Source organism: Flagellimonas aquimarina, assembly GCF_003149745.1.
GTDB classification, from domain to species: Bacteria; Bacteroidota; Bacteroidia; order Flavobacteriales; family Flavobacteriaceae; genus Flagellimonas; species Flagellimonas aquimarina.
Window position 1 is genome coordinate 295149 of the sequence record NZ_QGEG01000001.1, and the last position, 26988, is coordinate 322136.

Genomic DNA, 26988 nt, shown 5'->3' on the forward strand with positions numbered 1-26988 from the left:
CATGACCCGGGAAGATATATATGTAATAGGAGTGGATATTGGAGGAACACACATATCCTCAGCGGTTGTGGATGTTCGAGAAAAAAGAATAATTGATGATACATACACCACAAGTCATGTAGCCAATTTAGAATCTTTGGAAGCGATTATGGAGACTTGGGCCAGTACTCTGAACAAAACCATACACGCAGCAGCAGAAATTCCTTTACTGGGTATTGCTTTTGCCATTCCAGGGCCCTTTGATTATAAAGAAGGTATTGCAAAATATCCCGAAGGATTTAAATATGGAGCGCTTTACCAAGCCAAAATCGAAGAAAACCTTAACCCCTTGCTCTCGCACAGTAGCCATTTGCCCATGCGTTTTTTAAACGATGCTACATCTTTTGCAGTAGGCGAAGCATGGTTATCTCATGCTGACGGAAACAGGAAACAATTGTGCATTACCCTTGGAACTGGTTTAGGGGCAGGGTTTATTGAAAATGGAGTTCCAATAGTAACCGGAAACACAGTGCCTCCCAATGGATGTTTATGGAACATCCTGCATGAAGATGGAATGGCGGACGATTATTTCTCAACTCGTGGGTTTATTAAAGCCTACCACCAAGCCACAGGTAAAAATATAGTTGGAGTAAAAGAACTTGTGGACAATTTTGATGCTGATGCAAAAATCAAAGAAGTCTTCCATGATTTTGGAAACAATTTAGGGGGCTTTCTCACTCCTTGGTTAAAAAAGTTTCAAGCTGATGTGCTAGTACTCGGAGGAAACATCTCTAAAGCCTACTCCTGTTTTGGTGTAGCTTTGGAGCAATGTCTTGATCAAAACGACCTCATTATTCCCATAAGGATTTCCCATCATATGGAAAAAGGAGCAATTATTGGTTGTACACGCATGTTTGATCCAAATTTCTGGGAGCACATTAAAAATAAACTTCCAAAAATTTAACCCTTGTTCTACAAAAATACTGGCCATCTTAAATCATTCTTATTGAAATTGCCTCTGTTCATTTTTCACCAGACTTCCAATTTATAACCTTATTAAACCAAGCTGAAACTGTTAAAAAAATAGTTGAAACGAGGATATTCCAATTTGGATTTTAACGAATTGCTAGACCAAACCACCCATTTGTTAAATGAAATGGGCCATCCATAAGCTCACTAGCTTCCCAACCATAATTGTAGAGTATGTTTGTCATGTAAATAATAGTTGAAACAGAAAGGTTTGGATAAATGCTTGTTCGTTTTCACATTATTTTAAACAGTAACACACTTTTGAACTGTTTGGTCATAAAGGTGTTTAGTTTAGTTGAGGTTTCTATTACGCCAAGGAATTCTTGGAATAATTCCTTGGTTGTAATGGATTTAAATCTAATTTAAAACATCCCATTTATTTAACCTATATACTTCTTAAAAGAGTCACTCCCCGTGACTCTTTTTTTAATTAAAGTCAAAATCATTTGTTTGACTCAAACTTTTGAGGTCTTAAAAAATTGATTTTCAGACACCTAACCAATAGATTGCTTGAAAAAAGGTCATATGTCCAGTGATTAATCCAACTTCTTCATTTATCAATTGAAAAAGCGTGTTCGTTCATTAGCATGATTCTTAAACACAAATTTATCATCTCTTTGTTCCCGTTTGTAAACTGGCCAAGCACCAGTATTCACAAAAAAATAAAAGTTCCCTATTGGTAAGCAAACATCTAAAGGAATATGAAAACCTATTGGCAGAACAACAATTTATGAGGGTACATAACAGTTACCTTATTAACTTAAAAGAGGTGAAAAAATACATTAAATCTGATGGTGGTTATATTATTATGAGCAATGATATGCATGTTAGTATTTCTCCTAGAAAGAAAGAAGAACTTCTTTGTGTAATGAAAAAGTTATGAGAATCTATTGATTAGTCCAGATAAAAGAGTCACCCTAAATTCTTAGGATTTGGGTAATTATCTGACTGGTCTTCAATGGTCTCATCCAAGCAAATAAAATCCTTTTCCAAAAGCAGATGAAGCTTTTTTCCACTTTTTAAAGTCATCTGATTTTCGTAACCCACTCGGGTTTCGTACATCCATTTTTCAGCTTCCTCCTTAGACAAAAACAACGTTATGGTGTTATTTTGGAACTCGGCTTCCAGACTATCTATACCTTCCTTAGTTTCAATTACATAGTTGAAAATGGCAGAATCAAAATTCGTTTGCTCACTATAACGACCCTCTTTACAAAATGTCTCCACTTCTGTTTTTGTTAGTCTAAACCGAACGGAATCTCCTTTTATCCTTATTTTCATTATTTACTCTTTTTGTTTACCAAGCTTTTGGTAAACTCATTTAAAGCTTCTACTTTTTCTTCAAAATCGCCTTTTATGGTTTTACGGTACTCATTTAAGTTCTTTACCAAATCATCAACGTTTTCTGGAAGCACATCCTCAAAAAATTGACGTAATCTTTTAGCCGCTGTTGGAGATTTTCCATTGGTGGAAATAGCTACCTTCACATTGCCCTTTGTCACAATACCGCCCATATAAAAATCACAAAAAGGAGGGTTATCCGCAACGTTTACCAAAATACTGCGTTCCCTGCAGTCATGATAAACTTCTTCATTCACTTCAACCCTATCTGTGCAAGCTACCACTATATGCTTTCCTTCTAAAAACCGTTTGTTATATACATCCTTAGTAATTTGGACATCATGGTTTTTTGCTAAATTCAAGGTCTCATTTAAAAATTGGGGAGCTATCATTTGCACCTTTGCGTTGGGGCTGGACTTTAGCAAAAAAGTCAGTTTTTCCAATCCAACATTACCTCCACCAACAATAAGTATGTTCAGGTTAGCTGCTTTTAAAAAGATAGGGTATAATTCATTTCTCTCCATTTGCGATTGCATTTGTTATTAGGTTTTTTGCATTTTCAGAAAATGCCAACTCCAAAGCTGACTTTTGGCCTTCTGGAGACATTTTTCGCCAGGTCTTTTGAACAATATCCACAACTTTGTCATTTGGATGTTTTTGCATAAACGGCTCAAAATAGTAATTTAGAAACACCAGACAAATAATGTCTTCCAAGGTTTGGGTTTCCTTACTTTTTTTAAGTTGCTTTTTTAATAAAAGGAATGTTACCTGGTCAATTGTATCTTGTGCATAACCAACTTGTTTTAGAATTTCGGAAGCCTTTTGCACATGGAATTTCTTAAGATCTTGCCGCCACTTTAAATACCCTGCACGACCCATTTCATATTTATTCCTAGGAATTTCCCATCTACAAATATGTTGGCTGCGAGCTGCAAGTTTTAATGCCTCTGAAGCGTTTGGAGCAAACAAGTCCAACATATCTGTCATACGCATAGCATACAACAATTCTTTTGGGTATGTTTTCCCGTTAAATACTTCTATATTGGGATCTTTGGTATTTGCCTCATCAAAAAGATGAAAGGCTTCCAAAAGCTTTTCAGATGCGGCCATAGTCGATTTTTTCTAAAAATATTCAGAAAAGAGATACGCTCAAAGCCATTAGCGTTTTTTAACCTGAAACTATCTAATTGGTTTTCATGCGAAGTTGATGAGGACTTGTTTTAGGAATACGTTCAATAATCCCTCTTGCTTCCAAATCCAATTTCACGCTAACAATATACCATAGCACTTTACCATCAAAAATGCCGGTTAATTCTTCTACCGCCCTGTCACCTAAACTTTCAAAAGTGATCACCTTCTTTTCGGCAATGGTATTCACAATAAAATCTTTAATCAAATCATAACGTCTTTTAAGAATATTGACCCCTGCTTTACCTTGCGGGTGCATTGTCATTATTTGCTCTTCTTTAGACATTTCTTCAATATTATTCTACCATACAATATATAAAAGATCGAGCTATTTTTTGATGACCTTTCCATCGCTTGACAATATTTGTCTCACTATTTCTGCATCTCCTTTATAAAACAGTCTACTATCAGAATTGGCCGTAACATCTATTGTATTGGAAACAGACAAATAAGAATCACTATCTGATGATAATGAGATTTTTAAATCTTTCACTTGCAAACCGTAGTCTTTCAGGTCACTATCAGAAGACAGTGTTGCTTCTAAGTTCCCAATGGCACCTATTAAGTCCACTACTGCATCCGATGATAATTTAATGATAGCCTTTTCCACATCTGATTCGCCATCCAGATCCGCGCCAGAAGAAAGGTTCATATATGCATCTGTAGCCTTTAAATAGACCATCGCTTTGCTATCTGAAGAGGCTCTTAGCTCAAAATCATTTGCGGTAATGTCCCCTTCAAAATACGCATCTGAACTTAGATTTATGGCAACATTTTTGGCATTTAATGGGGTATTTAAAAAAATGGCTGCATCTGAAGATGCTTTGTAATCCCTAATTTCTGGCATGGTAACAAACAGTTCTAAGGTTTCCTTTCCCTTTATGCTGACATTGTTCTTTAGTTTAACAGTAAGTCTTTCACCCTCTTGATAAACCCTCATTTTTTCAAAAAGATTGGTATTGGCCTTAATCCGCACGCTTTCTTCGGTATCAGAAAAAGTGACATATGCTTTAAAATCTGTTGCCACGGTAAGAGCGGTAACATTTTGATAGTCATAGTCTATGATAGAAACCTCATCAGAAACCCTAATGGTTTCGTGTGTGCATGAACTTGTTAATAGGGCCATACTTATGGCCAATAAACTGTTTTTGATTGTTATCATGATGTTCGTTTTTTGATTAAAATTCTATTCTATAATTGAGCAATGGTAAAAGTTCCAGTTGATATTCTGTCTCGATCATTCTGGTTTGGGTATTAAAAAATTCTTCATCCACGTTGAGCCTATTTGTAATGTTTTGAATATCAAGTGAGATGATATGGGCTACTTTGGGCCTGTTGATCCTATATGAAAAACTGGCATCTATTCTCCAGTAATCATCAAATTGCAGGGTGTTCCTTTGGTTTTGAATCAGCCGTACATTCCCCGTTTGGTCAAAGAAATCCAAGTCTATTGGCGTTCCTCTTTTACCACCGTTCCACAATACTTTGGCATTGACCCCAAAAATGTTGTTGTCATTTTTTCCAACTTTAAATTCTTTGCCACCAACTATGTTAAAAGTGTAATTAGCGTTGTATCTGCTATCATACCAATTGCCATCTGCAGCACGATATTGCGAATCGAAAAGCGAACTGGTCACCAAAAAATAATATTGGTTTGAAAAGAATTTTTCCAGGGTAAACTCCAATCCATAATTTCTGGCCTTACCGGAATCCGTAAGTTCTCCACTAATGAAGACCCCGTTTAAAAAAGAGTCGGTAAAATTAGGGCTATTTGCTACTGCCACTTTGTTCAAATCTTGGTAGTACGCTTCAATTTTTAAGTGACCGTTTTTGATAATCCGCCAATCATAACCTAGCACATAATGTGTGGCTCTCATCAAATCCAGTTGGGTGTTGGGCGTTCTTATATTTCCATTGCCATCTGGAATTTCAATAAAATATTGATTTAAGGGCATTCTTCTAGAATGCAGCCCAATACCGGCACTTAGGACATGTTTTGGAGAAATTTTATATTCAAATCCGCCTCTGGGTTCTATTACAAAATCATCGTTAACCGAAAACGAAGAGGCATGTAGCCCAAATGTAGTTGAGAACTTCTCATTGAATCTATATTTAGCTTGAGAAAAAAACTGAAGAAATGTACCATTTCCCTCAGCATCCACTAAAGTGGCGGTATTGGTATTTTGGGTTTCATCAGTTAAAACATCATAAGACAATCTGCTATAGATGAACCCGGTTTTAAGAGTTGTCTTAGCATTGAACTTTTGATTGAGATTAGCACTTAATCTAAAAGCATTGTTTCTAAGAACATCTCTTTCCTGAAAGAAATCGTCGTTGGTTGTATTATCTAGAGAAAAAACATAGTCACTTCTGTTACCCGATAAGGACAGGGCTCCATCTATGGATGTATTGGTATTAAAAAAGTGCTTGATATTGAGCCCACCCATGTAGGTTTTTGAATCAAACTGTTCATCCTCCGCAATAATTGGGTTTACTTGATCGGCATTATCCTGGTTATCTTCACTAATTCCGCCAATTCCCCATAGAGATAGATTTGTTTTTTCTCCAATTGGTAAATTCAGCTTAAATGCAATGTCCTGAAACGTGGGCACCGATCCTTCAGAAACTTCAATGATTTCATTCAAAACAGTTAGGGTAGAATAGCGATAATTGACCAAATAAGAACCTTTGTAATTTTTGGACAATGGCCCTTCAATGGCCAAATCGGTACCCAATACTCCAAACTGAAAGGCATACTCCGTATTTTCCGCATTTCCGTTTCTCAATTTAATATCAAAAACCCCAGAAGTGGCATTTCCATATTCTGCTGGAAAAGCTCCTGTGAAAAAATCAGAATTGCCCAACATATTGGTACTTAATAAGCTCACTGCTCCTGGTGAATATCCTTCTTCGGAAAAATGATTGGGTTCTGGCACCTCAACCCCTTCAATTTTCCATAATAGCTGGTTTGGCGCATTGCCTCTAATTACTATCTCATTGGTAGTATCATCCGTATTGGTTACACCCGCAAAAGAAAGTGCCATCCTACCGGGGTCGCTAATACTTGCCGGAAAGCGTTTGGCCTCTTCAACCCCAAATGACCTTGCGCTTACCGTTGCCAATTTATTGTTGGGTCTGATCTGATCTTTACGAGCTTGGACCACTACTTCTCCTAACCGATTCAAGGATTCCGTTAACCTAATGGTCAGGTTGATTTCCTTTGCAGATCCAATTAAAACTTCAGAAGCCAGAGCATCTTCATAACCCAAATAACTACAACTAAAAGATTGTCTTCCAACAGGTACATTCTCCATAATAAAAAATCCTTGCGTATCTGTAATTACCCCAAGTGGTGGTTCAGAATTAATAAGGACGATTGTTGCCCCCATCAATGGGCTTCCCGTGACTATATCGGTAACTTTTCCCTTTACCGTTTGTATTAAATTTTGACCATGCCCCAGAAATATAGATGTAAGAAACAGGCCCAAGAATAAAGGGCTATTGATTTTTGATTTTTTCATCATCTAATCTAAGGTGGTTAACGGAGCTCTTTTTCCAGTTTTAATACCGGAATCCAAAAGAAATTTATGACCGACCATTCATCCATTTCCAAATTTTGAGAGCTTCTTACAAAAACGGTCCCATTTTCTGAGAATACATGCCTCGATGACAGGCCTTTTATTGATTGTTCGTTGTTTTTTGATTTGTTATTCATTCCCTAAATGTTTTTTGTACCTATTTCTTCCCATATTGAAGATGCCCACTTTTATGCCAAAACCAGCAGAAAATCCATTTATGTTCTTGATTCTGTCCGGACTCAGGTCCACTTTACTGGAAAACCTATATCTCATGCCAACTTCCAGTTGCACATATCTTGAAAGGTTATAAAGAAAATTTACTCCAGGTTCAACAACAAAAACCTCATCCCATTCATCTCTATCTAAATCAATATCAATTTCTCTATTATTGTCCTCTACGTAAACCACGGCGCCGGCACCTACCAACAATGGAAATGAAAGGTTAACCTTGGAGCGACCAAATAGAATGGGCTCTATATGAAGACCTGCATAACCTCCTGCAAAGTCCAAGGTCTCAAAAGCGTCTATTCTTAAATCTTGTTGGGAATAAAACCCCACAGCCGCAAAACCTACTTCAAATTGTTTATTTGCCACATAGGCAACTTTGAATACGCCGTGATACGTGTTTTCGCCATCAATCTCTCCAAAATAAGCTCCTACGCCTAGGTAAACTCCATGTACTACGTTGCTACGATCATTAAATTCTATATACCCACTATCTTCTTGTTCTTGATCTTGGTCCTGGCCCCAGGAAATACAGTAGAATAATAGTACGGGTAAGATTAGTAGATGCTGTTTCATTGTTTTTGTTTAGGTTATCGCATTAAAGACAATCATAATTCCAAAAGGTTGCACACCTATCATTTTTTTTTCAAATTATTTTTAGCGCAATCAACATTAGACTTTTAATCTGTGAGCACAATTACCCCTTTAATTCCATTTATAGAGAAATCTCCTCTAGTCCCAGAGCCATAAGTGGCTGTAATATCCCTAATCTTTTTCCCAGCATTGGTCACATTGGTTTTAATCCCTGTAAAAGTTTTTGGGACTCTTAAAAGCCCTTGTTCCAACGTTGCTCTAAAATCAAATGCAAGACCTGAAATATTCATGTTTATATCTGAGGATTCTTGAACAATATTTATATCCGGACTGGGTTCAAGAAAATGGTGAATCTCAACTTCGGCTATCCTCAGGGTTAAAAATACTTCATCACCAATGTTTTTGATGTCCACATTAGAAAATTTAAAATCTCCACGAAGGCTTTCAATTTTAAACAGATTCACCTCATCTTTACTGGAATACAGCTCTAAGTTAGATACTTCATCCAAATTTATATCACTACCACTACTGATAATTTTCAACTTCTGCGCATTCTCAACATCAATGCCTCCATTGCTCATTTTAATGTTTCCGTAGCCGATTTTTCCACAATTTAATTTTCCAAAGCGCATATCAATTTTCATAGTAGATATATCTTCATTGATCCACATATCCCCATGCTGTATATTGGCCTCTAAATCTCCATTCCAATTTCCTATAATTACATCACCAAACTTGTTCGTAATATTAAGCTCTGTATTTACCGGCAGGTATACCTCATAATCTATTTGGATATTGGATTTATCAAAATCAAAGGGATTGGCCTTATTAAAATATCTGGAAAACACACTGGAACTGCGATCCGCAATCTCGGAAGTTACCCTAATAAAGTCTTCTGTCGTAATGACTTCTGGACGAATCCTATCTAGTAATTTCTTGGCATTTTCGTCCTTTCTATGGGTTACTTTCATGGATATGGACACCTTTACCTGATCTTTGTTCCAACCGTTGACGATTACATCCCCGTATTTATTCTCTATTTGCACTGTTCCTGAAGTTGGAAGGTCATAACTTTTTTCCCACTTCTTAGAACGCTCGCTCTGTGCTGCAGCAAAACTGACAAAGCAAAACAGCACTGCTGAGAGGATTGTGTTTTTATAAAATATACCCTTCATAATCCGTTTCATTTTTAGAAGCATTGATCTGTTTAAGTAAATTCTCAATCAGTTCAATACGTTTTTTATAATTGTTCACAATGGCTTCCAATACCAGCTCATTGTCCAAATTGTTCTGCATTTCTAGTCTTAATTGTTCGTATTCATAATCCAATTCATCCATAAAGGACAAGAATTCTTCTTTATCTTCAGCAGCAAGCGTAGGATGGTTTTTGACCAATTGTACTTGTTGATAAACCAAGTTTTTGTAATACATATCTATATCCAACAACTCCTCACTTGCATAGCCTTCACCTACTTGAGAAACCGGATTGCTTACCATTAGAAAAGTTGTCAATGATAGTCCCAATAGCAAGATTATCGAAGCCGCCACTCTAAGTTTACGGGATTTCCATAAGGGAATAACCTTAACCTGGTCATCCTCTTCCAATTGAGATGTAATCCCTTGCCAAAGCTTATCCTTATCCACTTTATGGATATTAAAAGCTTCTTTGTTTTCCTTTATGTATTTTTCAAAATTGTCCATTACAATTCATTTACAATTTGAACTAGTTTCTTTTTTGCTCTATGGTATTGCGACTTGGAGGTTGATGTTGATATTCCCAATATTTGTCCAATTTCCACATGATCATATCCTTCTATTAAATACAGTGTTATTATCTGTTTATATCCTTCTGGTAATTGCCCCAAGCCCATTTTTATTTTTTCTATTTCAAAATCTGGAACGAGCTCTGTTTCCTCTTCCTCTGCGGGTTCGCCTTCATTCTCTAATGATGACAACAGCAAACGCTTTGCTTTTAAATGATTGATGCTTCTATTGATTACAATTCTCTTTAACCAGGCCCCAAAAGTGCTTTCAAACCGAAAAGTATCCAACTTCTTAAATGCCTCCACAAAACTTTCTTGCAACACATCTTCTGCATCTTCCCTTATGGTCAATAACCGCATAGCCACATTGAACATGGCATCCACATACAGCCCGTACAATTGGTACTGGGCATTCTGGTTACCTGCTTTGCTTTGTTCTACCAAAGCTTGGTGCGTAAAACGTACGTTTGCTTCCAAAAATTCTGGACGGTTATTCAATGACTGCTAAAAATAATCCTATTTCATCTATTCCAAAGACAATTCGGAAATCTAAGGGTTGCATTAAACCTTATTTTAAATAAAAAAACCTCCAACGAAAGTTGAAGGTTTTTATGATGTTCTTATTTGCAATGCCTGTCTATTCCAATCTTACAATAATAAATTCAGATCTTCTGTTTACATCGTGCTCCTCATTAGTGCACCTAACTCCATTGCTACATTGGTTCAATAGCACCTTTTCTCCATAACCTATTGCACTTTCTATTCTATTGGTTTCTATCCCTTGAGAAATAATATAACTTCCTGTAGCCTTTGCCCTTTTATCGGATAAGGTTTCATTGTAGCGGTCGCTTCCTCTAGAATCTGTATGTGCTTCAACCTTAATAACCATTTTAGGATATTCCTTCATCACCTCTACAATCTTATTTAGTTCTTGAGCTGCGTCTGGACGAATGTCCGCCTTGTTCAAATCAAAATAAATGTTATCAATTTTAATTTTGAGCACTCCGTTTTCACGTACAATCAATTTGTTAAGCTCCTTGGTAATTTCCATAGGAACAGTGTTCATATAATCCTTCTCATTACTTGTTGTAAATGCTTTTTCATTGGCAATAAAGCCTTGTTTGCCTATTTTGATGTTGTACTCAGCCTCACAATCCAAAACAATGTCAAAATTAAATGCCCCATACGGGTCAGTAATCGTTTTGCCAATGGAAGTCCCATCTGCCAAAAGAAGCTCAACATTTACATTTACTATGGGCTGTGCATTGGCTTTTCTAATAACACTTCCTTTTACCGTCTGCTCGCAAGCTTCTTCTAAGCGTTGAAAAGAGTATATGTCATCGTCTCCCTTACCTCCTTCTCTATTTGAGGAAAAGTAACCTCTATCCGAAGACTCATTAACTATATATGCAAAGTCATCTCTATTGCTGTTTAAGGGCCTACCCAAATTATTGGGTGCTCCAAAACCATCTCGTCCTATTTCACTTTCAAAAATATCAAGTCCTCCCAGACCTAAATGTCCATCAGAAGCAAAATAGAGTTTTTCTTCAGTAATGTAAGGGAACATTTCCCTACCGCTGGTATTTATTGTGGGGCCCAAATTTCTTGGCTGTGAAAAACTGCCATCTTTATTGATTTCAACAACAAAAATGTCGGTGCCTCCAATACTGCCGGGCATGTCTGAAACAAAGAAAAGAAATCGCCCATCCGGACTTAATGCCGGTTGTCCTACGGAGTACTCCTCACTATTGAATGAAACCTCGGTTGCAGCTGTCCATTCTCCTCCTTGAAGCTGGGAAGTATACATTTTTAAATGGTTGGTACCTTCTCCGTCTCTCCCCAAGGTTTGGTTTGAGTAATTGTTTCTTGTAAAATACATTACATTACCTTCCGGAATAAAGGTTGCTACCGCTTCATGATATCTGGTATTCAGTATTTCTGAAAATTGAACCACCTCTGCCAAATCAGACCCAAGGTTATTGGTGTCCGCCATAAAGAAATCCAAATAAGGTTGTTTGTTCCATTCATATACCCTTGTCTCAAATCTTAGTGAATCCCTACTTGAGGAGAACACAATTTTGTCCTTATAATAGGTAGTTCCAAAATCAGCAACAGGGGTGTTAATGGCGAGATTTGAAATATAGAATTGAGGCTGTCTGTTCAACAATTCGTCCAAAGCTTCATCATTGTTCTTTAATTGGTCTACTTCAAAATCCGATGCATCCAATTTTTTGGTATAAATCTTCATAATGGCCTTGGCCAATTTATAATTACCTATTCCCTTTAGTGCATGAACATACCTAAAGACATGCTCTGGCTTAAGTACATTCTCATATTTAGAAAACAAAACACCATACCATTTAGCCGCATTTTCCATATCTGTATTGAAAAAATAGGCATCTCCCAAACGCTGTAAAACATGTTGGGAATCGTCTCCTTTTTGGACAATACTTTCATATTGATTTGCTGCCCTTACATACAGTAAATTATCAAAATTTGCATCGGCGTCATTGTACTTTAACTGGGCTTGCACAATGCACCCCATAAGTGAAAAAAGTATGACTATGTTGGTTTTTATAGTTTTCATCTTAGTAAAATCTTGGGGATTTAAGTCTTTTTTCCACGGTTTTAAACTCGTATCGTAAGAATATTTCATGTGTTCCACTGGTATAACTTCTCAAATCCGATGTAGTTAAATCGTAAGCATACCCCACACTTAAATCAGGTGATATTTGAAGTCCCAAAAGAGTGGAAAAGGAATCGTCCCAACGGTAAGCCAGACCTGCGGTAAAAGTTTCCATGAGCATAACGTTCGCAGAAATATCTGCAATAACCGGTGCCCCGGGAACCCATTTTACAAAAAAGGCGGGTTTAAATTTAATATCTGGGGTTAAATCAATAATCTTTCCCCCAATTAAAAAATAATGCAGCCTTTCTGCAGCAATTTCCTGTTCTTGCCCATCATAATGATCCTCTGAGAAAAAATTGGGCACCGCAAGTCCTAGATAACTTTTTGCTGTATGGTAATAAATACCTGCACCAATGGTTGGAAAAAATTTATTTTCAATATTATTCTGAAAGGCTACATCTGGGTTTTCTACCAACCCTTTGGAAAAATCGACATTAAATAGTCTCCCTCCTCCTTTAAGACCAAATGACAGTTTCTTATCCGAGTCATCCAGTTGTACGGTATAGGAAAAATTGGCATCCACAAAAGCCTCAGAAGAAGGCCCCAATGCATCATGGGAGAGTACCAATCCTAATCCTACATTATTCCCCATTGGACCATCAACAGCCAAAACCTGGGTTGTAGGTGCTCCATTGACCCCCACCCATTGCGAGCGATGCATCAACAGTGCTGTAAGATGTCCACGAGAACCTGCATAAGCCGGGTTTACACTTAAAGTATTGTACATATACTGTGTAAACTGTGGGTCTTGCTGCGCTGAAGCCATAAAGGTTCCCAACAGCAAGGTAATTAAACAGGCATATCGTAATTGCTTCTTCATTTGTTGTATTTTTTTGACTTTTCTAATACCCATTTTACTATCGATTTATGTATAACCAATCCGTTCTTGGCTCTGAGCCATCTCCAAGATCCAATACGTAGTAATATGTACCTACTGGCAATAAATCTCCTTTCTGCACTGTTGCGCGACCAGTAGAGGTCCCGTCCCAATCATTATTGTAGGAGCGCTGCTCATATACAATGTTTCCCCATCGGTTGTACACCTGTAGCACATTGTTTGGGTATCTAGAAATACAGTCAATTTTAAAGAACTCATTGACACCATCTCCATTTGGTGAAAACTCGTTATAAATAGTTAAACAGGAAGGCTCAACAGATGCTTGGTCAGAATCATTAGCAGTATTTACATCCAGTTGATCAACAAAGGCCAAGCTCGCCGTGTTTACATAATCATTGATATCCAAAACTTCGACCGTAAGTTGCAGACTGGACGTTCCCAGAATATCTAAATTCTCTATTTCCCAAAAACCTGAAATTTCATCATAAGCACCTACTGAGGCTTGAGTAGTAATCAATCTGAAACCAGAAGGCAATTGCTCTTCAATACCAATATTGGTTGCAGCAACACTGCCTTGATTGGTCACTGTGATAGTGAACACAACCTGATCTCCAATATTAGGGGAATTATTGTCTACCGTTTTTGTAACAGCAATATCCGTAGTTTGCGGAGTTACAAATGCAATGGCTTCATCATCATCATCCAGGCCATCTGAAAGGTCATCCACATCAATCCCTTGATTTGGGTTACTATCTGGATCTGATAAATCACTTGCGGATATTATTGCAACATTCAAATACTCATCAATAGTTCCTGATGGCGTATTTACCGTGGCCAACACCACCAATGTTTCTGTACTTTGATTTAGGATTGTACCGTTGATATTCCATATTCCTGCATTGAAATCATAGATTCCCGCAGTGGTTATGTGAGATTGATACGTATAACCAGATGGCAGTAAATCAGTAATCACTACTCCTGTTGCATCACTTGACCCATTGTTATTAACGTTTAGGGTGAACTCAACCACATCACCAACATTTGGTGTTCCATTGTTCACAGTTTTGGTCAATGATAAATCTGCTAGTCCATCTGGAACTGGAACAACAGTATCTTGATCGTCTTCTGAATTTAATTTGTTATCAGGAGTTGAATCAGGATCAAAAGTGTCCAAAGCAATAAGCTCCGCCGTGTTTCTATAATCTCCGCTTGACAAAACCAAAGCGGTGATCTGCAAGGTTTCTGAAGCTCCGTTGGCAATGGTCGCCAATGCCCATCCCCCAGTTATTCCATCATAGATACCAGAAGATGTAGTTGCGGACACAAAACTATAACCAGATGCCAAGGCATCTTCAATAACCAATCCTGAAGCATCGTTAGGGCCAGAATTATTCACCGTTACGGTAAAGACTATTTGGTCACCTACCAAGGGACTAAGGTTATCCGCAGTTTTAGTAACCGATATATCTGTTACTGCTCTTGGCGAAGTAGATTGTTCATCTTGATCATCTTCAATTAGAACATTATTTCCTGGCGTAGAATCAGGGTCTAATTGTATAGATGTAATAACTTCAGCACTATTCACATAATTTCCTGTAGCATTCACTTGCGCTGTTACGTTTAACACTGCGCTATTTCCACCTGTTACTGAACCAACATTCCAAAGCCCGCTAGCTGAACTGTATGTCCCCCCCGAATCATCAGAAATATAGGTGTATCCTGATGGCAAAACGTCAGAAACCACCACACCTGTAGCATCGCTCGGCCCTTCATTGGTTATGGTCACTGAAAAAGTCACGTTTGAACCAACATCAGGAAATTCATTGTCAACTGTTTTATCCAGTGCTAAATCTGCTGCTGGAATTGGTGTTGTTCCTGCGCTGTCTTGATCGTTCTCAAATATATTGTTGTTATTAGGAATGGAATTAGGGTCCAAATTACTTGAAGAAAAAACTTCGGTAACGTTGAAATAATCTCCAGTAGGATTTACCGTCGCTACAATATTTAAAGTTTCCGTAGTTCCATTTGGAATAACACCATTAAGTTCCCAAATACCTGTTGCAGGAATGTAAACTCCTGCGGTTCTATTGTTGGAAACATAGGTATATCCTGATGGTAACAAATCCAGCACTTCAACCCCCGTAACATCACTAGGTCCATTGTTGGTAATACTAATATTAAAAATCACCTCTTCACCCACTAACGGACTTAGAACATCAACCGATTTACGTAAAACTAAATCCGAAACCAATACGGGAATCGGTTCTATTGTCTGTTGATCATCTTCTGTATCATCATTGTTTGCAGGTTCGGAATCGATATCCGTCTCTGTTAGATCAGTTAGCTCAGCTATATTGGTGTAGTCTCCATTGGGAAGTACATTTGCCGTAATAACTATAGTTTCTGAGGCTCCATTGGCCAAATTGCCAATTGTCCAAGATCCATTTAGGGGTTCGTAAACTCCATTGGATGGAACAGCACTTACAAACTCATAACCAGATTCCAAGAAATCTGTGACTACAACATTGGTAGCATCATTTGGGCCATCATTAAGCACAGAAACTGTAAATACTATTTGGTCGCCCACATTTGGAGTAAGGTCATCAGCTGTTTTTGTAACCGAAATATCGACCAAAGGTCTAGCATTAACTACAGCATCGTCCTGGTCATCTTCTCCAGCAACTCCATTGTTTGGTGTAGAATCACTGTCTGCTTGGTCATGCGCGGTTACTTCCGCAACATTGGTATAATTACCGGTAACATTTACAGTTGCCGTAATATTTAATGTTTCTGTAGCTCCGCTTATCAAAGATCCTACATCCCATACACCAGTACCACTGGTATAATCTCCACCACCATCATCCAACACATAGGCAAATCCTGATGGAAGCAAGTCTGTTACTTCAACAGATGTAGCATCACTAGGTCCCGAGTTGGCAACCGTTAATGTAAATACCACATTGGAATTTACATCTGGATTGGAATTGTCCACATCTTTCGTTAAAGAAAGATCTATTAAAGCTGTTGGAGTAATCGTTACATCATCTTGATCATCTTCCGCTAAAACTCCATTACTTGGAGTAGAATCAATATCAAAAGCATCCGAAGCTGTTATCTGGGCAGTATTGGTATAGTTTCCTGAAGCATTTACTAAAACATCAATAATAATAGTTTCCGATGTTCCACCAGCCACTGTTCCTACTTGCCACTCCCCTGTTGTATCATTATAAATTCCTGCCGTAGCGCTATATAAAACATAATCAAAACCAGTAGGTAATTGATCTGTTACAACTACATTGGTAGCATCTGCTGGTCCAATGTTTGAAACGGTTATCTCAAAACTTATTTCATCGCCCACGTTAGGAGTTAGGTCATTATCTACTACAATTTTGGTTAAGGAAAGGTCTGCCTGCACTGGGGCCGCAGTAACCGCATCTTCATCATCTTCGCTCTGACTTCCCGTATCATTATTTGGAGTGCTATCAACATCATATTGATCGCTTGCTGTTACCTCAGCAATATGGGTAAATTCCCCTACTGCCCCTGTTGGTGTCAATACAGTAGCATTAAAGGTCAGCACCGTTGTGTTTGTTCCCAAAGGAACGGCAAGACCTGTCCAAGTGATTATATCGGAAACAAAACTAAAAGTCCCTCCATTGCTTATTCCAGAAATGCTTCCGTATCCGGGGGGAACAAGATTTTCAATAGAAACTCCAGAGGCTGCCACATCTCCCAGATTGCTCAAATTAATTGTAAAGGTGACCACATCGCCAACATCTGGTGTTGTGTTACTTGCCAATATTTCCAATTCCAAATCAACTACTTGAGGCGTTACCACAAAAAAGTCTTCATCATCCTCGTCTTGATCACCGTCATCATTTCCTGCGTCACTGTCCGGATCAAATTGATCTACAGCAGCAATTTCAGCTGTATTTAGGTATTCATCGGTAGTTCCTGTTGGTGCATTTACCGTCACTTCATATGAAACGGTTGTTGCCCCTACTGCCAATGAAGCAATATTCCATGTTAAGAAAGTACCGGCAATTGCAGATCCTCCATTATTGATTGTACCCAGAGTATACCCAGAAGGAACAATATCTTCCAAAACAATATTTGTTGCGGTATCCGGACCTGCATTAGTGATAGTCAACTCAAAAATTACAGTGTCACCAACATTAGATGTTGCACTTGACGCCACACTTATATCTTTTACTAGACTTAAATCTGCAGCAGTTGGGACAACTGTTTGTGCATCTTCATCATCTTCGCTTTGCGTACCGGTATCATTATTTGGTGTGCTATTTGGATCATATTGATCCGCAGCGGTAACTTGTACTATATTTTCATATTCTCCAAGTGTCCCGGTAGGTGGATTTACTGTTGCTTGATAGGTAAGGGTTGCACCTGTCAAAGGTATATTTGTCAATGTCCAAATAACCTCTGAACCCCCTAAATTAAATATTCCTCCATCGGATACTGAACCACCTACAATGGCATAACCAGACGGAACCTGATCTTCAATAGTTACGTTGGTTGCAATACTAGGTCCAGCATTATCCACTTGAACTGTAAATGTTATTGTATCGCCAATATCCGGCGTTGAGTCACTTACGGATTTATCCATTGAAAGATTAGCGACTTGAGGGGTTATGGTTAAACCTGTTTCATCATCGTCAGCAATGGTATCACCCAAATCATCTGCTCCAGATCCGACTGTAGGATCACTATCGGGATCAAATTGATTGCTCGCCGTAATTTGTGCGCTATTGGTGTACTCTCCCGGCGCACCTGTTGGAGTATTCACAGAAGCTTGATAGGTCAATGCAATATTTCCACCAGAAGGAACAAACAATCCGGTCCAACTGGCCATATTTCCAAGTGCTGCACCTCCACCATTTACCGCACCAAGTGTGAATCCTATTGGAAGCACATCTTCCACGGCAACACCTGTGGCATTGTTTGGTCCAGTATTGGAAAGTATAAGTTCAAAGGTGATGGTATCTCCAACATTTGGAGTTGTTGATCCAACAATTATGCTTTTGGCAATACTTAGATCAGCTTCTTCTGAGACAGTTAGGGATACTGAGTCTTCGTCATCCTCACTTTGATCTCCATCATCATTACTTGGCGTACTATTCGGATCAAATTGATCCGCTGCGGTAATCTCAGCAGTATTTACGTACTCATTGGAAGCGCCAGTAGGTGCATTCACTGTTACTTCATAAGATACCGTAGTCGTTCCTACAGCCAATGAAGCTATGTTCCAATTAATCGTTCCTCCAGAATTGACTCCACCGTTGTTAATGGTGCCTATGTTAAATCCAGACGGTACTGCATCCTCAAGGGTAATATTTGTTGCAGTATCGGGACCTGCATTCGTAATTGTCAGTTCAAAAACTACTGTATCACCAACATTTGGTGTTAAGCTTGACGCTGCGCTAATATCTTTTGAAAGACTTAAATCCGCAGAAGTTATGGTTACTTCTGCACTGTCTTGATCATCTTCGCCAGCAAGACCATTGTTTACCGTAGAATCTATATCAAAAGTATCATTGGCAGTAATTTCAGCTGTATTTACATAATCTCCTGAAGAATTAACAGTTGCATCAAAAGTTAAACTCGTTGTAGCTCCATTTAAAATAGAAAGGTTAGACCAGGTGATGGATAAATCGCCAATATTGTATACACCACTATTACTGACCGTACCAGGCACCAAGGCATATCCCGAAGGGATAACATCCCTAACGGTGACCCCAGATGCATCAGAAGCTGTAGATGCATCATTATTGAACACATCTATTGTAAACGTTACCGTATCTCCCGGATTGGCAGATACAGGTAAAACTGATTTTGTAAGTTCTAAATCAATCCCAATCAATGAGATTTGAACAGTATCCGATACTGGAGTACATGTACCATTTGAAACCGTCCATTGAAAAACATAAACACCTGAATTTGCCCCAAAAACTTCCGTATTGGGGTCATTTTCATTTACAAAACCTGCAGTGGTTGGTCCAGAAATCTGTGTCCATGTACCTGTTCCTGCCAATGCTGGATCGGCGGCCAAAGTAACGGTTGAAAATTGATTCAAAGATTGATCTACTCCTGCATCTGTGCTAATTGGGTCAGCATAAATTATTACTTCCATTGTATCTGTAAACGTACAGCCTCCATTAACTACAGTCCAAGTAAATTCATAAGTGCCTGGCTCTAGTGTATCAATCAATGTAGTTTCGCTATTCGGTGCCACGATATTGGCAGGAGTTCCCGGGGTTCCTCCAAACCCTGGACCAGCTGTTTGGGTCCAAGTTCCTGTGCCCACTAAAATAGCCGCAGCTGCCATGTTCGTCTGTGTGACAGCACAAAATTCTTGATCAGGTCCTGCATCCGCGGTTGATGGTGCATCCGCCGGGAAAGTTATATTCACAGTATCTGAACTCGGGTCGCAGGCAGATGGACTATCTACAAACGTAATACCATTGTGTGCAACTGTCCATGTTAACACATATGTTCCTGTTGCAGTAATATTTGATAGTGTTGATGTTGGGGAATTAGGATTATCAATTACCGCTGCACCTCCCGAAGGGTCCGTTGTAAAGGTCCATGTTCCTGTACCTGATGTTGGAACATCGGCATTAAGTTGCACCTCTGATTGGCATGCTGTGGCTTGATCTGGCCCAGCATTTGCAATTGAAGGAGCATCAAAAACCTGAATCCTAATAATATCTGCGGTATTAGAGCAGTTTCCTGATTGGAAATTCCACTCCAAAATGTAGGAGCCGGCAACACTTAGTCCGGTTATAGTAGAATTTTCATTTTGATCATTAGTAATGACCGCCACACTTCCCGCCGGCTCTTCCAAAAAACTCCATCGAGCTATATCCACATCATCTGGCGGGGTATTTCCTGCCAATGTGGTTTGATTTGGCACGACTAAATCACCAAGGCACAAAAGTTGATCTGGGCCTGCATCTGGAAGGATGGTTGGCAGTCCGCTTGATTCCACCTGTACTTCGTCTGATGTATTGCCACAGCCAGTAGCTCCTGGATAGTTTGTTGTGAATTGAAATCTGTATACCCTTCCTAATTCTATATTACTTACTTCTGCAACATTGCTATCAGATGGGTTTTGTGTTATAGTTGCCGGCGTTCCTGGAATTACGCCTACTCCTGGTCCAAATGTCTGCACCCAAGTACCGGTAGAACCAAAAGTTGCTTCTAGAAGAAAGTTTTCTACTTGACAAAAGTCTAAATCCGGTCCAGCATCGGCAGGAACAAAGACATTAACGGTTTTATCGGCAAAAGTGGTCGGGCAATTACTGTCTCCGGCTATGGTCCAACGAAATGTATAGGTTCCGGAAACCATACCAGTAATCATTGCATTTGGGTCATTGACATCAGAAAATGTTGGCGTATTGGGCGCTCCAGAAAGTAAGGTCCAATATCCCGTTTCAATGTTGCTATCAAATGGATTACCATCTAATGTTATTGTTGTTGAAGAACATATTGTCTCTATAGGTGTGGTCACCGCAGCGGTTGTAGGTGGAATACCAACATTCAGAGTTACTTGGTCAGTATCAGTGGAACAGGAACCATTATTGGCTGTCCATTCAAAAATATATTGTCCTGAAAAAGAAAATGTAATTTGAGCCGTAGGACTGGTTTCGTCATCAATTGAAAATCCTCCAGGCCCAGATACTTGCGTCCAGATTCCGCTATTTCCCACAGACGCTGTTGCATCCATAGTAAATATAGATTGACATGCCGTTTGGTCCAATCCTGCATTTGAGACTGCATTAGCCCCAATGGTAATCTCTACATCATCCGTAGTGGCCTGGCAACCAGGAGCGGTCTTCTCCAGAGTCCAAGTAAGTATATAGCTTTGTTCAATAGTAATAGTTGCATCAGTATCGAACTGATTTGGATTATCAAATGCTATTCCAACAGCAGGAACAGCTGTCCATGTTCCGGTTTCATCACCTGCAGGTTGATTTCCAGCTAGGGTTACCGAAGTAGATCCTACTCCTAAACATTGATCTGGTCCTGCATCTGCTAAAGTTGGTCCTTGTGTTGCACTTGTATTTATGGTAACAGTATCGGTTCCAGGTGTTGGACAGGTGATATCATTTGGGTTTGCAATTGTCCATAAGAAAATATATGTTTCATTTGGATCATCCAATCCGGATACCAAAGTTTTAGGGTCGTTCTCATCATCAAAAACAATAGTTGCTCCTACAGGTGCAGTATCCACCGTCCATGTTCCTACCAAGTTTGAAGTTGGTGGGGCATTACCATCCAATTGTGTTGGAGCACCAAAGCAAATAGTTTGGTCTGTTCCAGCGGCAGTTGCAACCGCTACATTTGACGATACTGTAATTTCCACGGTATCCTCTGCGGATGGTGCACAAGCATTACCGCCAGATATTCCATATTGGAAAACATAAGTTCCTGCGATTAAATTAGAAACATTTGTTGTTCTTGCGTATGGACTTCCTATTGTAGCGCTATTTGGACCACTAATCTGGGACCATAGTGAGTTTCCTATTGTAACAACATTTCCTGTGATATCCGTATCCGTTATATTACAAGCTAAGGTTTGGTCTGTTCCCGCATTGGAAGCGGTAGGTGCTAAAGCTATGGTTACATTAATAGCATCTGTAGCTACATCACAACCAGTTTGTATTGTTCCACTTAAGGTTCTTCTAAGTAGTATGGTATAGGTTCCTTCAACATCAAAATCTATATTTAATGGTGTACTCCCCGTGTTTGTAAATGTACTTGCATCTACTAAAGTAGATCCACTTGGGCCATTAATAATACTATAGGTATTGGTCCCATTTCCAGTAGTTGAAAAAGGAATATCCACACTTGTAACCCCGCAGATTGCAACGATATCAGCGCCACCTCCAGCCGGATTTGCAGAAATTGAAACAGGGTTTGTAGAATAACGAACAGTAGCTGTAGCCGAATCATCACATAAGGTGGCAGCATTTGTTATGGTATAGGTAAACTCATAGGTACTACTTCCATCTAAACCGCTAATCTGTGTAGTGCTGGAGTTAGGGTTTAATATATTAATTCCCGCCAGAGGCCCACCTGTCTGAGTCCATGTAACTGTCTCTCCAGTGAACAATGGTTGCGAACCCGCAAGGGTAACAGTGGTAATACCAGCATCGCAAAAACGTATATTGTTATCTTGTATTGAGGCAGGAGAAATGTCTTGCGTAGCTTCTGCAACAGTAATTGTCATTGTATCCTCTCCGCTTGCACAGGGCCCACTTACTGACCATCTAAAGACATAGACCCCTTCAATAAGTCCAGAAACATTAGTGTTGTTAGCGTTTGCATTTGAAAAGCTCGGAGTACTTGGGCCACTAACAAAAGACCAAATTCCAACTTGCCCGTTAATATTATTACCTCCAAAACTACCGCTCATGGTCGTGGATTGGGTAACTGCATAACAATTATCCAAGTTTTGATCACCTCCAGCACTAACTGCAGGAACACCGCCATAATTTGTAACTGTAATAGTAGAAGATGACTCACAAAATTGTCCAGGTGCATAGTCAGCTCCTGTAATTGTCCACTGCAAAGTGGTACTGCCCGCATTGGTTTCTGGTAGAGTTAAACTGGTGGTAGGAGAAGTTGGCGAATTAATAATTACACCTGCATCATTGCTGCCTACAACACTCCATTGCCCAGTTTCCCCAGCATTGAGTGGAGTATTGGCATTCGTTGTAATTGCACCTGTATTGTCTGGGCAAGATGCTATATCACTTCCTGCATTTGAAATTGTAATTGGTTCAACGGTAATATCAACATCCTGAAACTGTGAAGTTCCATCAGTACATGTAGCACTAAGTCTAAATGTATACGTATTTCCACCTACCAATCCGGTTATGCCCGTATTGAGGTTGGATGTATCGTTAATGATTACGGATGGCCCTCCCACTTGGGACCAAGTTGGACCACTTTGAACAAGACCAGAAGATGATCCTGATAAAGTAAATGTTCCATCATTCTCACATATCGTTTCCGGTATTCCTGCATTGACAGAACAATTCTGAGCATAACTCAATTGAAATGAGGTTAGCAAAAACACAAAAAATAAGAGAAGTTTTCCTTTTTTTTGGTGGGTTAGAAGTGTGTTCATAGTCAAAAAAATGAGGTTGTTCTTAATATGTAAGAATATTCAAACATATCTACTACCATCGACTAAAGGGAAAATATGTTGTATTTCAACGATCATTTGTTGTGAAACGTCGGATAATGGATGAAAGATTTATAGAATCCTTAGCAATTTACAATTCACACCCGCCGTAATCAGGTCAAAACAAGATAAATCAGAGTTTCAAACTACATTGATTATAAGGTAATTACGATGGAAAAATGATTTTGTACGGCTAGGATTTATATAAAATCATTAAAACAAAAAAATGAGGTAATAAGTTGAGTGAGAATCTATGGGAGAATTAGGTTGTCATAGGCCCTTAAATTTTACATTTAAAGGTTCAACCAACTAAAAAAAGCTTAGATTTTCATCTAAGCTTTTTAGTACTCGAGGTGGCAATCGAACCCACACTTCAAAGGAACTGGATTTTGAATCCAACTCAATACGCAATAACATATTAACTAATTGATAACCATATATTTAAATACGTTAAGAGGTGATTAAAGCTAAAATTACTCCAATAATGATTAATGCGGTTTTCATGATTTACAGTTTATCTTTAGAAATGCCAGCCAAGCTTTACAGATATTTCAGGAATTATTAGTTTTGTTTCAAATGTACTTTGGTCTACCATGACGTCTTTATCCCCGCCTATTCTTAAATGCCCAGCTACCCACGGGTTCAAATAGAAATTCTTATAGAACTTCCAGACATATCCTCCGCCAAGAGTAAATATTATATTATTGTATTCTGCAGTTTCCAATTTAGCATCGGTCTGTATCGTAGCGTCCCAATACTCTAGACCTGGACCTATCCACCAACCTTCAAAGTCAGGTTTAAAAAAGTAATCCACAATGGCCGCATAAACTTTCATTTCATTGTTGGTAAAACCATCTTCTAAAACAAAGTCAGGTGTTTCTATTTTTGTAATGACTGCTCTATATCTCAAATGATTGTGACCAACCCAGACCGAACCATAATATCCTTTGAAGATATAGGGCACTGCATCTAGTTCAAAACCTACGGTAGTATTTTTGGTTGATTGATTATCTGCTTGTCCGTAAGAGAAACTGAATAGTAACATGAGGCAGATAGATAAAAATGTTGCTTTCATGATATGGATATGATTTTGAAAGCAAATTACTATCGTGTATAAGTTTATGAAATGATTTTTGTCATATAAGGCACTGTAAGCTAATGGTATACAATGTTTTGTGTAGGATGCATCTTACTCTCTGACTCGAGTAAAAAAGTAAATAATAATTAGCTTTAAAGAACTGGATCAAGTTTTTTCATGGGCTATGTTGTTGTATGTTGGTGTGTTGGTAAACATTATTGCTCTTGTAAAAAATCAAGAACCTTTCTATTGACCAACTCTGCACGGGAATGCGTTATATCGTGGCTGGCATCGGGAACAATTATTGTTTTTATCTGTGGTGCAATATCATTAAGGCGCTTCACAACTTTATCAGCAGGGTATAAAACTTCTTTTTCCCCAATAAGGTACATTATAGGAACTTTAAGATTTTGTAAATCATGGTCACTTAAAACGGTCGGATCGATAAATTTTCCTTTTTTGAAACATCTCCCGGCCAATACGATATCTTCAGTCATTTGGTCTGCAATAGCCCGACCTAACTCTCCTTGTTTTACCAAACATTTTCTTTCCCAATAGACTAGTTTTTTTACAAAGAAATGAAATGGAAAAAAATGTACGAATATTGCAGGTATCAAGTAACGTATTCTTGGTTGAAATACTGTTGAAGAAGGAGAGATAAGTATGGTTTTATTGAGCCTTTCTGGATGAGCCAGCGTATAAATACTCGTAATCCACCCACCATATGAAAATCCTAAAAGATTAATATTGTTTTTCAGATTCAATGCATCAAACACTTCATTTAACCAGTGAACAAAATCTCTGGGCTTTTTCAAAGGTCGGTAATATATACTTCGCCCATTGTCATAGATATTGTCTAACGCATATGTTTGATAGTGTTCTGAAAAATCCTTTATCTGGGGCATCCAAGACAATGAATTTTCAGTGTCCCCGGGTAAAAGAATTAAAGGTGGTTTATCTTCTGCACCACTTATTCTAACAAAAGTTTTTCCATTAGAGGTTTCAATACATTTATTCTTTGAAGGAACAGGCCAAAGTTTAGCATGTTTATCATTGAAAGCAAGATATTTTTCTTTTGCTTTTTCTGACTTAAAAGGGTGATAAGATTCATTCATTTTAATATCCTTCTGTGACGAGTTAATATAATGGCCCCAAACTTTAAAACATAAAATCTTTCAACTCATGTTATATTTGAAAGCTCATTTCTTTTTTCTTTGGTCAATACTTCTCCATACAGTTTCATTGTATTTTTTAATCCCAATTTTTCAAGTCCCAGTACAATGGCCTCATCAATACAAGAAAAATCTTTTATTCTATTAGGTTTCTGTAGATGCCCATTTATTGCTACTCTCAATACTTCTAAAAACCTTACCGATATACCGAATTTTTTTGAAAGTTCTTGAAGCTTATTTTTATCCCTTAAGGTTTTTTGCAATACCTCAACATCTTCAATATTATGGCTTTTAATTATATCAAGATTGTTGCTGGTGTTCTCTTTCAAAATCATTCTACTTGGAATCAAGTTGGCAGATTTCAAAACCTCTTTGTATTTGTCGATGCTTACACTTTTTAAATCAATATGATATCCTATATTTTTCTGATTTCGTTTTTTGAAATGACTTGGTATTCGTTTGTGAGCACGTTTCCATATACGCATGATCTTTATAATAGTCTGTTTTTTAATGTAAGGCCCATTGGTGATTATAACAAAAGTAGCTTGCCGAAAGGCAGCTATGATCTGTTACACATTATTGTCTGTTTGTTTTGGCGATTCATATGTTAAGCCCTTTACAATGAGCCATATGGCAAACACCATTTCTTGTATTCCTATTATAAAATCCAGGGCTTCAGTTACTTGAATGTCATAAAATTTCAATAGCACTATGGTCATCGTTACCAGTGCACCGAGAAAGCCCCAAACGGACAACCATCTAGGGACGAGTGCAAATCGGAATAATATGTAATTCAATATCAGGGCGGAAATAGTAAATACAATTCCGAGTCCTATGTCGAATGCCCATTCCGCTAAAATCAATAAGGATCGACCTATGAGTTTGAAGTTACTAGCATCCTGAACGTTACTGGATGAATATTCCTTGCTTATAGACAAAACAGTTAACAATATCACAACATAAGCAGCGAATAGAATACCTTCCATAATTCGCATTCCAACATAACCCAGTGCCAACCTTTCACTATTCTTTTTAAGAATAGGGAATAACAATATCGCGATAAATACAACTGAAATAGCATCTATAAGCATGAGAAGCATAGCTGCTACAATTTGATTTGAATATTCAGAAAATGCTTTAAGAAAATTAGTTGCTTCAAGAGCGGGTTCTGTAATCCAGATGCTCAGTGAAGAAGTAATAGTAGCAGTTATAAATAATGTCCCGACAATTTTGGCTATATGCTTATTTGAATACATAAAATATATTATTAATTACGGATAACTGTAAGAACATCAAGCGTTGCC

Annotated in this window: 20 protein-coding genes; 2 read left to right on the plus strand and 18 right to left on the minus strand. The window is 38.3% G+C overall.

Annotated features, from left to right (window positions below; all coding sequences use genetic code 11):
* Nucleotide 1: 1 nt before the first annotated feature.
* Both DKG77_RS01305 and DKG77_RS01310 read left to right on the plus strand, forming a co-directional pair.
* Entirely contained in the window at nucleotides 2-943 is a 942-nt protein-coding gene (locus tag DKG77_RS01305) for an ROK family protein (RefSeq protein ID WP_109659454.1), read from the plus strand.
* A 699-nt stretch (nucleotides 944-1642) separates the two neighbouring features.
* A complete protein-coding gene (locus tag DKG77_RS01310; protein WP_279305969.1) occupies nucleotides 1643-1891 on the plus strand; it encodes a LytR/AlgR family response regulator transcription factor in 249 nt (82 codons plus the stop codon).
* A 29-nt stretch (nucleotides 1892-1920) separates the two neighbouring features.
* On the opposite strand, the gene DKG77_RS01315 is transcribed toward DKG77_RS01310, so the two are convergent.
* The 18 genes from DKG77_RS01315 to DKG77_RS01395 all read right to left on the minus strand — a co-directional run bounded on the left by DKG77_RS01315 (nucleotide 1921) and on the right by DKG77_RS01395 (nucleotide 26940).
* Complete coding sequence (locus tag DKG77_RS01315; RefSeq protein ID WP_109659456.1) at nucleotides 1921-2289, minus strand: DUF7009 family protein; 369 nt, start codon at nucleotides 2287-2289, stop codon at nucleotides 1921-1923.
* Nucleotides 2289-2873: a precorrin-2 dehydrogenase/sirohydrochlorin ferrochelatase family protein gene (locus DKG77_RS01320; RefSeq protein ID WP_109661361.1), complete on the minus strand. Its 585-nt coding sequence runs from the start codon at nucleotides 2871-2873 to the stop codon at nucleotides 2289-2291. The genes DKG77_RS01315 and DKG77_RS01320 overlap by 1 nt, the downstream gene beginning before the upstream one ends.
* Nucleotides 2860-3459: a DUF4202 domain-containing protein gene (locus DKG77_RS01325; protein WP_109659458.1), complete on the minus strand. Its 600-nt coding sequence runs from the start codon at nucleotides 3457-3459 to the stop codon at nucleotides 2860-2862. Before DKG77_RS01325 ends, DKG77_RS01320 begins: the two co-directional genes overlap by 14 nt.
* Nucleotides 3460-3532: 73 nt before the next feature.
* Entirely contained in the window at nucleotides 3533-3823 is a 291-nt protein-coding gene (locus DKG77_RS01330) for a DUF6958 family protein (RefSeq protein ID WP_109659460.1), read from the minus strand.
* 42 nt (nucleotides 3824-3865) lie between these two features.
* Nucleotides 3866-4699 (minus strand): GIN domain-containing protein, encoded by an 834-nt coding sequence (locus tag DKG77_RS01335; protein WP_109659462.1) that lies wholly within the window; start codon nucleotides 4697-4699, stop codon nucleotides 3866-3868.
* Nucleotides 4700-4715: 16 nt separating this feature from the next.
* Nucleotides 4716-7061 carry a TonB-dependent receptor gene (locus DKG77_RS01340; RefSeq protein WP_109659464.1) on the minus strand — a complete coding sequence of 782 codons (2346 nt, stop codon included), beginning with the start codon at nucleotides 7059-7061 and terminating at the stop codon, nucleotides 4716-4718.
* Nucleotides 7062-7075: 14 nt separating this feature from the next.
* Nucleotides 7076-7252 carry a hypothetical protein gene (locus tag DKG77_RS16915; protein WP_165819326.1) on the minus strand — a complete coding sequence of 59 codons (177 nt, stop codon included), beginning with the start codon at nucleotides 7250-7252 and terminating at the stop codon, nucleotides 7076-7078.
* Nucleotides 7245-7916 (minus strand): hypothetical protein, encoded by a 672-nt coding sequence (locus tag DKG77_RS01345; protein ID WP_109659466.1) that lies wholly within the window; start codon nucleotides 7914-7916, stop codon nucleotides 7245-7247. The genes DKG77_RS16915 and DKG77_RS01345 overlap by 8 nt, the downstream gene beginning before the upstream one ends.
* Nucleotides 7917-8020: 104 nt before the next feature.
* Nucleotides 8021-9109 (minus strand): hypothetical protein, encoded by a 1089-nt coding sequence (locus tag DKG77_RS01350; RefSeq protein WP_133248397.1) that lies wholly within the window; start codon nucleotides 9107-9109, stop codon nucleotides 8021-8023.
* Nucleotides 9090-9635 (minus strand): hypothetical protein, encoded by a 546-nt coding sequence (locus DKG77_RS01355; RefSeq protein ID WP_109659470.1) that lies wholly within the window; start codon nucleotides 9633-9635, stop codon nucleotides 9090-9092. Before DKG77_RS01355 ends, DKG77_RS01350 begins: the two co-directional genes overlap by 20 nt.
* A complete protein-coding gene (locus DKG77_RS01360) occupies nucleotides 9635-10174 on the minus strand; it encodes an RNA polymerase sigma factor (protein WP_165819327.1) in 540 nt (179 codons plus the stop codon). The genes DKG77_RS01355 and DKG77_RS01360 overlap by 1 nt, the downstream gene beginning before the upstream one ends.
* Nucleotides 10175-10334: 160 nt before the next feature.
* Nucleotides 10335-12284 carry an OmpA family protein gene (locus DKG77_RS01365; RefSeq protein WP_165819328.1) on the minus strand — a complete coding sequence of 650 codons (1950 nt, stop codon included), beginning with the start codon at nucleotides 12282-12284 and terminating at the stop codon, nucleotides 10335-10337.
* Between the two features lies 1 nt (nucleotide 12285).
* Entirely contained in the window at nucleotides 12286-13206 is a 921-nt protein-coding gene (locus DKG77_RS01370) for a PorP/SprF family type IX secretion system membrane protein (RefSeq protein WP_243414783.1), read from the minus strand.
* A 37-nt stretch (nucleotides 13207-13243) separates the two neighbouring features.
* A complete protein-coding gene (locus DKG77_RS01375) occupies nucleotides 13244-23377 on the minus strand; it encodes a PKD domain-containing protein (protein WP_109659476.1) in 10134 nt (3377 codons plus the stop codon).
* A gap of 577 nt (nucleotides 23378-23954) precedes the next feature.
* Entirely contained in the window at nucleotides 23955-24509 is a 555-nt protein-coding gene (locus tag DKG77_RS01380; protein WP_133248398.1) for a hypothetical protein, read from the minus strand.
* 218 nt (nucleotides 24510-24727) lie between these two features.
* On the minus strand, nucleotides 24728-25627 hold the full coding sequence (locus DKG77_RS01385; protein ID WP_109659480.1) for an alpha/beta fold hydrolase: 900 nt from the start codon (nucleotides 25625-25627) through the stop codon (nucleotides 24728-24730).
* 65 nt (nucleotides 25628-25692) lie between these two features.
* Nucleotides 25693-26169: a hypothetical protein gene (locus DKG77_RS01390; protein WP_109659482.1), complete on the minus strand. Its 477-nt coding sequence runs from the start codon at nucleotides 26167-26169 to the stop codon at nucleotides 25693-25695.
* A gap of 84 nt (nucleotides 26170-26253) precedes the next feature.
* Complete coding sequence (locus DKG77_RS01395) at nucleotides 26254-26940, minus strand: DUF4386 domain-containing protein (RefSeq protein WP_109659484.1); 687 nt, start codon at nucleotides 26938-26940, stop codon at nucleotides 26254-26256.
* Between the last annotated feature and the right edge of the window lie 48 nt (nucleotides 26941-26988).